Origin of the sequence: Paracraurococcus ruber, assembly GCF_004353985.1 — a bacterium.
Taxonomy (GTDB): Bacteria; Pseudomonadota; Alphaproteobacteria; order Acetobacterales; family Acetobacteraceae; genus Paracraurococcus; species Paracraurococcus ruber.
In genome coordinates this window covers 1-9,237 of record NZ_SMOA01000218.1, presented here as the reverse complement: position 1 = coordinate 9,237, position 9,237 = coordinate 1, and the positions used below count along the sequence as shown (strand labels likewise).

9 protein-coding genes are annotated in these 9,237 nt (G+C 67.1%); 4 read left to right on the top strand and 5 right to left on the bottom strand.

Annotated features, from left to right (window positions below; all coding sequences use genetic code 11):
* Positions 1–69: 69 nt before the first annotated feature.
* The 3 genes from E2C05_RS24690 to E2C05_RS24680 form a co-directional block, all read right to left on the bottom strand.
* Positions 70–909, bottom strand: a complete 840-nt coding sequence (locus E2C05_RS24690; protein WP_200306363.1) for a tripartite tricarboxylate transporter substrate binding protein — start codon at positions 907–909, stop codon at positions 70–72.
* Positions 910–1,006: 97 nt separating this feature from the next.
* On the bottom strand, positions 1,007–3,175 hold the full coding sequence (locus tag E2C05_RS24685; protein WP_133222303.1) for an acetate--CoA ligase family protein: 2,169 nt from the start codon (positions 3,173–3,175) through the stop codon (positions 1,007–1,009).
* Between the two features lie 108 nt (positions 3,176–3,283).
* The gene (locus E2C05_RS24680) at positions 3,284–4,111 is read right to left on the bottom strand and encodes an IclR family transcriptional regulator (RefSeq protein WP_158292353.1); all 828 of its coding nucleotides are present in this window, start codon (positions 4,109–4,111) and stop codon (positions 3,284–3,286) included.
* A 159-nt stretch (positions 4,112–4,270) separates the two neighbouring features.
* On the opposite strand from E2C05_RS24680, the gene E2C05_RS24675 reads away from it, so the two are divergent.
* The 4 genes from E2C05_RS24675 to E2C05_RS24660 all read left to right on the top strand — a co-directional run bounded on the left by E2C05_RS24675 (position 4,271) and on the right by E2C05_RS24660 (position 8,718).
* Entirely contained in the window at positions 4,271–5,263 is a 993-nt protein-coding gene (locus E2C05_RS24675) for a Bug family tripartite tricarboxylate transporter substrate binding protein (protein WP_158292352.1), read from the top strand.
* Between the two features lie 38 nt (positions 5,264–5,301).
* Positions 5,302–6,774: a hypothetical protein gene (locus E2C05_RS24670; protein ID WP_205083039.1), complete on the top strand. Its 1,473-nt coding sequence runs from the start codon at positions 5,302–5,304 to the stop codon at positions 6,772–6,774.
* Positions 6,775–6,996: 222 nt separating this feature from the next.
* Entirely contained in the window at positions 6,997–7,872 is an 876-nt protein-coding gene (locus tag E2C05_RS24665; RefSeq protein ID WP_158292351.1) for a Bug family tripartite tricarboxylate transporter substrate binding protein, read from the top strand.
* A 351-nt stretch (positions 7,873–8,223) separates the two neighbouring features.
* Positions 8,224–8,718 carry a GNAT family N-acetyltransferase gene (locus E2C05_RS24660; protein ID WP_133222298.1) on the top strand — a complete coding sequence of 165 codons (495 nt, stop codon included), beginning with the start codon at positions 8,224–8,226 and terminating at the stop codon, positions 8,716–8,718.
* A 40-nt stretch (positions 8,719–8,758) separates the two neighbouring features.
* Here the strand turns inward: E2C05_RS24660 and E2C05_RS24655 are convergent, their stop codons facing one another.
* Positions 8,759–8,944: a hypothetical protein gene (locus E2C05_RS24655; protein ID WP_133222297.1), complete on the bottom strand. Its 186-nt coding sequence runs from the start codon at positions 8,942–8,944 to the stop codon at positions 8,759–8,761.
* A gap of 75 nt (positions 8,945–9,019) precedes the next feature.
* Positions 9,020–9,237 (bottom strand): hypothetical protein (locus E2C05_RS33350; RefSeq protein ID WP_158292350.1); only part of this gene is annotated, 218 nt, incomplete at its 5' end.

The window sequence follows — 9,237 nt, the reverse complement described above, 5'->3', positions numbered from 1 at the left end:
AATGGCTGGTCGAGAAGAACGGCCATCGCAGCCCCGCCGACAGGCGCGCCGCCTGGCAGGAGGAGACCTTCAGGCGCGCCGCGTAGCCCAACCAGTTGTCCAAGGAGCCGGGTGCGGTACAGCGCCAATGATCCTGGGCAAGAGCTGCGCATAGAACTCGACAACCGGCTGCGGCGTCCCATTCTGCAGTGTGAGCCCGTGGAACCAGCGATATTGCACGCTTGGAAGACCCTGCTCCGCGAAAGTTGGCACGTCAGGCAGGGCTGCCACGCGCTCGGGTTGCGAGACACCGAGCACCCGCAGCGTCCCCGTGCGGTGCTGCTCGCGCACCGCGGTGGTCGTGCCGACAAAGACGGGCAGCGTCCCGGACATCAGGTCGATCACCGCCTCGGTTTCACCGCGATAGGGCACGATCTCCATGCCGATACCAGCGGCCATGCAGATCATCTCACCGAGAATGCGGGGGGCGCTGGCCACGCCATAGGCGCCGTAGCTGATACCGCGCCGACGGCGGACCTCGGCGATGAACTCGGCCATGTTGCGGGCGGGGAAGTTCCTGTTCACCGCGAGCGCGAAGGTACCGGTGTACATGGGTGTCAGCAGCAGCATGTCGTCCAGGCTGTAGGCCATACTACGCTGCAACAGCGGATTGATGAGGACTGCAGAGTCGCCGAACATGCCCAGGGTGTAGCCGTCCTTTGGAGCGCGCAGCGTCGCCTCCAGTCCCACCTGGCCGCCGGCACCGGTTCGATTCTCCACGACGACTGGCTGGCCTGTCTCCTCGCGCAGCAGTTCTGCGAGCGCCCTGCCGCCGATATCCGCCTGGCCGCCCGGCGTAGCCGGCACGATGATCCGGATTGGCCGGTTGGGAAAAGACTGCGCCGTCGCCCGTCGCGGTGCGGCCAACATGACAGGGACGGACAAAAGAGACCGCCGCGGCATTATCGATGCTGGCACGCTCGTCCTCCTTCCGCTATCGTAGCGGCGCAGCGTCGGTTTCTTTTGCTCAGGCGGCGGACCAGACCGCGAGTGCGTCCAGCACTTCCACCTCGGTGCCGCAGACCCAGAGCGGGTTGACTTCGAAGGTCTCGAGATCCGGGCCAAGGGCGAGCGCCGCGTCACCGATCCGCACGACAACTTCCGCTACCCGGTCGAGATCTGCTGCGGGCACGCCGCGCCGTCCCTGCAGCAGCGCGGCGCCCTTCAGCTCCTCAAGCATGGCCCGCACCTCTGCCGGCGCGACCGGTAGGGGTCGCAGCGCGACATCCTGCAGCACCTCCACCCAGACCCCACCCAAGCCCAGCGCGAGGACTGGGCCCCATTGCGGATCTCGCGTGATGCCAACCAGCAGTTCCAGGCCACCGCGACGCATCGGCGCAACCAGCACGCCATCCAGGGTTGCGTCGGCTGGGACACCCGCGGTCACTGCCTGGAAGGCGCGGGTCACGGCGGCGTCGCCCTCCAGATTCAGAGCGACGCCGCCGATGTCGCTCTTGTGGGCGATCTGGGCGGAGGCGACCTTCAGCACAACCGGGCTATCGATGCCGCGTGCCGCCGCGACGGCCATTGCCTCATTGACTGCCAGTACGGTGGGCACCACCGGGACGCCGAAGCTCGCCAGCCAGGCCAGTGCCTGCTGCTCGGAGAGAGGTCGTGCAGCGTCCGCCGGTGCCGTCGCGGGTAGTGGCGTCGCCAAGCCGCGCCGCAACCGCGCCGACCACCAGAAGACATGCCCGAGGGCTGTCAGGCCGCGGTGTAGCCCAGTGGCCATGTAGGGCAGCTGCATCTCCTCGACGATACCCTGCGCCACGGAGGAGACCGGTTTGCCAAGGCAGCTCATGATCAGCACCGGGATTGCCGAACCCTCGATGCCGCGCGCCATGTGTTGCCAGCCCGCGCGGTTCATCGGATCTGCCGCGTCGCGCTCTGCATCCGGGAGGTCGGCGAAGGTAACCAGTGCTGCGAGCCCCGGTTCTCGTGCCATGACTCGCAGGGTCGTCTCGAACAGGCTCCGATCGAGCGTGGATGCGCCAGTGATGTCGAGCGGGTTCTGCGCCGTCCCGTAATCCGGCAGTGCCGCCTGCAATGCGGCGACGCCCTCGGCCGAAAGTGCGGGCACGGGCATACCCACGGCCGTCGCCGTGTCGGCAGCGATGCCGCAGATTCCTCCGGAGTTCGACAGCAGGCCAACGCCTCCCTCGCGCAGGGGCCCAGTCCGCGCCAGCAGGCTAGCCGTTACGACGAGGTCCTCCATCGAATGGACTCGAACAACTCCGTACTGGCGGCAAATTCCGTCGAACAGCCGGTCGTCGCCAACCAGCGCGCCGGTGTGGGCGCGAGCGGAGAGTGCGGCAACCTCGCTCGCGCCAATCTTGCAGACGACAATGGGCTTTCGAGCGTCAAACGCTTGCCGTGCCACGGCAATGAAGCGGTGTGGATTGCGGATCGTCTCGAGGAACAGGGCGATGGCGCGCACGCGGTCGTCGGTCACGAACTCTGCGGCGAAGTCGGCAAAGTCCAGATCGGCTTCGTTGCCCGTGGTGACGAGGTGGCTGAGCCCAGTGCCGAGTTGGCGGCCAAGCGTATTCAGGTGGTGTCCCACCTGCCCACTCTGGGAAATCGCAGCAAGGCTGCCAGCCGCGCGACCACCGGCCAGCGGTGCAGTCCAAAGCGGGACCTTGTCCAAATGGTTGATGAGGCCAAGGCAATTTGGCCCGAGCAGCCGGATACGGTGTTGTCGCGCAGCGGCGAGCAGCCGCGCTTGTGCCGCAATGCCAGCCTCGCCTGCCTCCGCGAACCCAGAGGTGAGGATCACCGCACTTCGGCCGCCCGCCTCCGCCAGGTCGGCCAGCGCATCCCCGACGGCCGACATGGGGACCATGACGATCGCGGTGTCAGGACGGACGCCGAGCGCGGTGCAACTCTCCGCCGCCAACTGTCCATGCACCAACCCCCCGCGTCGATTGACCAGATGCACCGCACCAGGGAAGCCCAGGCCGGTGAGGTTCTGGAAGGTCATGCTTGACCAGCGTGAGCGGTCGGTGGCGCCGATCAGTACGACCGATCTTGGGCGAAGCAGGGTCGCCAAGCCGGTCTCGTCGAGAGCGGCAGAATGAAGTGTGGCGTCCGGGGCCGCCGCGTCCTCGCGGCGGTCCGTAGCATCGACACGGGACATTCTCGCTCCCAACCCCGCGGTAGGACGCACCGCAGAGAATTCCTTTTAAAGGAAATTGATTTCCTTAAAAGCGAAGCATGCCCTGGTCGGCTTCGTCAAGCGACCGGTTCAGAGCGGTGCTCGAGCTTTCAGAAGAGGCTGCAAGCGGGTTTCGATGTCAGCGGTCGCCGCCCGCATCAAGCGCAGCACCTCCTCCTGGCGTGGCTGCTCCAGGCGGCTCGAGATCGCAGCCAGGCTGAGCGCTGCGACGGGATCACCGTCGGGTCCCATGATCGGCAACGCGATGCCGCTGGTGCCCGGCACAAGATCCTGGGCGAAGCCGTAGCCACTGCGCTGCGCTTCCGCGATCCATCGCCGCACCTGCGCCTCGTCCACGCCGCGCGCCGCGTAGCCGGCCTGCTGCTCGGGCAGCGCCAATACACGCTCGATCTCCGACCGATCGCGCACGAAGGCCAGCAGCACGACGCTGCTGGCGCCGAGGCCGAGCACTCGCCGGTCTCCTGGCTTCACGACCAGGGCGCGGATTGGGTAGGCACCTTCGATCCGCGCGACACAGGTCGCCATGTCACCGGAGCGGATGGTGAGGAACACCGAATCCTCGGTTGCCTGGCTGAGCGCCTGCATGACCGGGTGCGCCACTGTCGCCAGGCTGAAGCGATTGGCGGCGGCGAAAGCCCAACCGGCCAGGCGCATCCCGAGGAAGTAGCGAGCACCCTCCCTTTCCTGCTCGATGAACCCGTGCTCGGCCATGGCCGCGACCACACGATGCACGGTGGTTTGGCTGAAGCCGGTGACCCGGACGATGTCGACGAAGCGCAAGCCGGTGTCGCCGACATGGGCCAGTGCGTTCAGGATGACCGCGGCCCGGCCGAAGGACTGCTCCAGCCCCCGCTCTCCCGGGGTGAAGCTGCGTTGAACGTCGGTCTGCGCGGCCATGGCCGTGGCTCCGTTTGACCCGCGCGCTGCGAAAGCCCGTTGACTCGGCCGCTGACCGCGTGTTTCGCTACAAGAAATTCGATTTCCTTTAAAAGGAAATCTCTGCGCGAGGCAAGCCGCTTTGCAGGCTGTCGTGCGGAGCCCTTGGGAGGGGGCATGATGAGCAAGGCATCGAGGCGCGGCCTGCTCTGGGGCCTTGTCGGCGCGACGCTGACGGCACCAGCCCTGCATGCGCAGGCGGGGGATTTCCCCAACCGGCCAGTGCGCTTCATCATTCCCTCGGCCCCTGGCGGCTCACCGGACATCCTGACCCGGCTGCTCACCGACCGCATGGCAAAAAGCACAGGGCGGCAGTTCCTGGTGGATTACCGACCTGGCGGCGGCACGGCTGTCGCGTCCCACTACGTCGCTCGCCAGCCCGCGGATGGCTATACGGTCTACTATACCGGGCCGAGCTTTACGGTGACCCCGGCGGTGAACCGGCAGTTCGCCCGAAGTCTCGACATCCGCACTGCCTTCGATCCGGTGACCCTGGCCGCCGCCGCGCCCTTCCTCTTGGTGGTGAATCCTACGATGCCAGTACGCAGCGTGCCCGAACTCGTGGCGTGGCTGCGCGCCAACCCGGGTGTCGCCAACTACGCCGCCAATCCCGGCACGACGCCGCATCTGCTGCTGGAGCAGTTGCGGCAGCAGCTCGACCTTGACTTTGTCGCCGTCTCTTTTGGTGGTGAAGCCGAGGGGCTGCAGGCGGTGGCGACCGGCCGCGCCCAGCTGATGCTGGCCATCATCGGGCCGGCGCGTCCCTTCATCGACGCCGGCACGGTGCGCGTGCTGGCCACCATCGGCTCGCGGCGGCATCCGGCATTGCCGGACGTGCCGACCATACCGGAAACCGGCGCCGCGCCCGAATTCAAACCAGCGGATATCTGGCTTGGCTATGTTGCGCCCGCAGGCACGCCACGTGATGCGGTGCTCTGGCTGCAGCGCGAGATCGCGCATGCCGTCCGTCACCCCGACCTGCGAGATGTGTTGGTGGAGAAGCAGGGCTTCGAGCCGGTGGGGTCCGATCCCGACAGCTTTCGCGACGCCATCCTGCGCGACCTCGACCGCTACACCAGGATCGCACAGAGGTCCGGACTGCAGATGAACTAGGGAGAACATCAGGCATGGCCAGCACGGATCCGTCTCGCATGCCCGTCATCATTGGCGTCGGGCAGATCAGCGACCGAACCGAGGTGCCGGAGCCGACTTCGTTCGACCTCACCCTGGCGGCGTTGCGGCGGGCGGAAGAGGATGCCGGCACCCGCTGCCTCGATCGACTGGATACGCTGGAGCTGGTGCGGCAGAATTCCTGGCCGCCGGCGGAGGATATGGGGGCGAGGCTGGCCGCCACGCTGGGGAGTCCGCCCCGTCGGCCGCCAGTGGTGCATACGGCGCACGGCGATATCCCTATCCGGCTGATCAACGACGCCGCCAATCGCATTGCGGCCGGCGAGATCACGCTGGCCGCCGTCGCTGGCGGGGAAGGGCTCCGCTCCGCCGCACGTCGGGCACAGCGGGACGCGGAGGGCGGTGCCAAGCGGGACCTGATGCGCGAGCGCCTGTTGCAAGCTGCGGCGCCAGTCGCGGCCAAGTACGGGCTGCTGACACCGACGGACATCTATCCGCTGTTCGAGAATGCGATGCGCGCCGCCTGGGGCCAGAGTTTGGAAGAAGGTCAGACAGAATCTGCCGCGATCTGGTCACGCTTCTCCGAAGTGGCAGCGACTAACCCGCATGCGTGGATCCGGCGGACCCATACGCCTGCGGAGATCCTGGAGCCCAGCGCCGGCAACCGTCCGATTGCCTTTCCCTATCCGAAGCTGATGGTGGCGAACAACAACATCAACCAGGGAGCTGCGGTGCTGGTGGCAAGCCTCGCCTTCGCTCGAAGTGCCGGCATAGCGGAGGACAGGCTGATCTATGTCGGTGCCGGCGCCGCCGCACATGAATCCGACTTCTTCTGGGAGCGCGCCGACTACACCCGCTCGCCGAGCCTGGAGGTAGCAGTCCGCAACACGCTGACCTGGAACAGCCTCACTGCCGCGGATCTCGATCACGTCGAGCTCTACAGCTGCTTCCCGTGCGTGCCGAAAGCAGCGAGGCGCGTCATCGGTCTCTCTGCCGACAGGCCGCTCAGCGTCTCCGGCGGATTGACCTTCGCCGGCGGTCCCGGCGGGAACTACATGACCCATGCCGCGGCCGCGATGGTGGAGCGGCTGCGGGAGAGTGGCCGGCACGGCTTCCTGCTTGCCAATGGTGGCTGGTTCTCCGATTGCCACTGCCTCGTCCTGAGCCGCACTCCACCCACACTCGACACCTTACCGCGCGACCACGACGTGCAGACGCAGGCGGATGCGGCACGTGGCGAGGTACCACCCTTTCTCGAGCACTACACCGGCGCCGGGCGCATCGAAACCTATACCGTGATCTACGACCGCGACGGGAAACCGGCCTTTGGCTCCGTGATCGGCCGAACGCCGCGGAATGAGCGCTTCGTCGCGCGCGTTCCTGCTGAGGACACGGCGACGATCGCGACGCTGACCTCCGGCTCGGTAGAGCCAATCGGTCTGCCGGGAACGGCGGAGGAGGGTACTGAGGGGCGCGCTTTCTGGCGCATCTAGAAGGTCAGAACTAGGGTGTTGTTCCGGTTGGCGGCGCGACACCTGCGGACGGATGATCAATGCGGGATGGTGCATCAAGGCTCCGTCCAGCACGCTCCATCACGAGAGGGAACGTGGATGCCGAGGCGCTTGGGCCGTGTCACCGCCATCGTTGCTACAATCATCGCTTGTTGGGTCACCGCTGTCCCGGCAAGGGCAGAGTTTCCCGACCGAACGATCCGCATGCTCTACGGCTTCCCGCCCGGTGGGTCGGGCGACATCCTTGCCCGCGTTCTGGCGGACGCGATGGGGACGCTGCTCGGCCAGAAGATCGTCGTTGAAAACAAGACAGGGGCAAACGGGCTTCTGGCCAGCGAGGCCGCCGCGCGGGCGCCTGCCGACGGGCACACGGTGCTGCTCTGCTCAACCGGCAACATGACCATCGTCACCGAATTGCCGGGCATGCGGCTGCCGATTAATCCTGCGACCGACCTGACGGCGGTCGTACTGGTGGCACGCACGACCTACGGCCTCGCCGTTGCGCGCAGCAGCCCTTGGCGCAGCGTGGCGGAGATCATTCAGGCCGCGCGCGCCAAGCCCGGGACGCTAACCTATGCCAATCCTGGCTTGGGTACGGTCCAGCACCTTGCGAGCGAGTACCTCAAACAGCGAATGGACGTCGATATTGTCCAGGTGCCCTATCGAGGTTCAGGTCAAGCGATTCTCGACATGATGGCTGGCCGCACCGACATCATCATCACCAATCTTGCCGACATGATGGGCCAAATCCGCAGCGGCGACCTGCGCCTGCTCGCACTCGGCGATCCGATGGGGCGACGATTCTTCCCGGAGGCGCCTATGATCGCCGACGAGGTACCAGGCTTTGAGACCAATGGCTGGTTTGCTCTGTGCGCCCCACCAGGTCTTCCGGATGCGGCGGCGCTGCACTGGCAGGATGCGGCGCGGCGTGCATTGGAGGACGAGGGTGTCCAGCGAAAGCTGATCGAGAACGGGCTGGTGGCAACGTTCCAGGATGCGGCGGGTGCAAATCGCATGATGGATCAAGCGCGCCGCACGTACCGCGAGATCATCCGCGCCGCCAACATCCGCGTTGATTAGCCGACGGCGCATAACGGCATTCGGCAAGCCGGCATCGGCGGAAGTCTCGGTAGCCGGGGACTTCTTGGGCGTTGGCAGTCGGCCTTGGGACGTCGCACATCGTCGGCGTGGTCGGGCGCCCTCTCCGTCCGTTTTGGTCCTGGGTGTCACCCCCCTCGATCTCGAGCGAGCATCTGAGGGCGTTGTTATATCCTTGCCGACCAAACGCGCCTGGGCTGCATCCCGAGGGGCCGTAAGTGCGGCTTGGTTATCGGTGCCGTGACCTGAGCTCTGGCGAACTTGACAGCGTGTCCACGGCAGCGTGCATGCCACTGGTCGTCGCCGGCACCAGGGTTCGTCAAGGAGCACGCAATGCAGATCAGGCCGGCACAGGACTGTGACGCCACGACGCTCGCCGACCTGCTGAACGACATCATCGCCCGCGGAGGAACCACCGCGCTGGAGGAGCCTTTCACGCCCGAAGCCCTGGCCAGGGACATGCTGACCGGGCCCGACGTGATTTGCTGCTTTGTGGCCTGGCACCCGGAGGGCAAGGCGGCGGGGTTCCAGTCGCTGCTACGATCCGGGGACCTGCCGGATGATGTCGGCGATATCGGCACCTTCAGCCGCGTCGGGCAGGTGCAGCGGGGAACGGGTTCACTGCTCTTCGCGGCAACGCGGCAGGCCGCGACGGAGAGGCGAATGGTAGCCATCAACGCCACCATCCGCGCCGACAATGCCGGCGGCCTCGCCTTCTACGATCGACTGGGCTTTGTCGATCACGATATCCACCGCGCGGTGCCGCTGCGCGATGGCACGCCGGTTGACCGTGTCAGCAAGCGCTTCGTCCTGCGCACCGAGAGCTGAGCCTCGCTGGCCGTCCGGGCCGGCACAGGCCGTAGTCGCCTCAGCGCGCCGTCTGTGCCAGCACGCGCTGGCTGGCGGCGCTGCGGGCGCCGGCGGCGACGTTGACGCCGCGCGCCAGCGTGTTGGTGGCGAGCAGCCCGGCCGGGCCCACCGCCTCGACCGACTGCCCGGCCTGGGCGCGGCGGCCGATCGACAGGTTCACCCCCACCGCCGCCTGGGTGCTCACCAGCGGCCGGCAGCCGCCGCTGGCATCGGTGGCAATCTGCTGACGGACGCGGCTGTCGGTGCCAATCGCCTTCGCTCACTGCGCGCCGATGGTGACGACCTGCTGGTCGGCGAAGGAGCCGCGGCCGGTGGCGGCGTTGAGGTTGTGCCCGCCCATGACCTGGTTGCGCGCACCGCGGCCGGCGGCGCCGCCCATGGTCAGCACCTGCTGCTGCGCGGTGCTGTCGCGCCCGGTGGCGGCGTTCAGGTTCATGCCGCCGAAGACCTGGGACTGCGCGCCGCGGCCGATCGCCG

Excerpts from the sequence above, each read along its gene's own strand:
- E2C05_RS24690 (WP_200306363.1), bottom strand. The coding sequence starts at position 909 with ATGTTGGCCGCACCGCGACGGGCGACGGCGCAGTCTTTTCCCAACCGG.
- E2C05_RS24685 (WP_133222303.1), bottom strand. The coding sequence starts at position 3,175 with ATGTCCCGTGTCGATGCTACGGACCGCCGCGAGGACGCGGCGGCCCCG.
- E2C05_RS24680 (WP_158292353.1), bottom strand. The coding sequence starts at position 4,111 with ATGGCCGCGCAGACCGACGTTCAACGCAGCTTCACCCCGGGAGAGCGG.
- E2C05_RS24675 (WP_158292352.1), top strand. The coding sequence starts at position 4,271 with ATGAGCAAGGCATCGAGGCGCGGCCTGCTCTGGGGCCTTGTCGGCGCG.
- E2C05_RS24670 (WP_205083039.1), top strand. The coding sequence starts at position 5,302 with ATGCCCGTCATCATTGGCGTCGGGCAGATCAGCGACCGAACCGAGGTG.
- E2C05_RS24665 (WP_158292351.1), top strand. The coding sequence starts at position 6,997 with ATGCTCTACGGCTTCCCGCCCGGTGGGTCGGGCGACATCCTTGCCCGC.
- E2C05_RS24660 (WP_133222298.1), top strand. The coding sequence starts at position 8,224 with ATGCAGATCAGGCCGGCACAGGACTGTGACGCCACGACGCTCGCCGAC.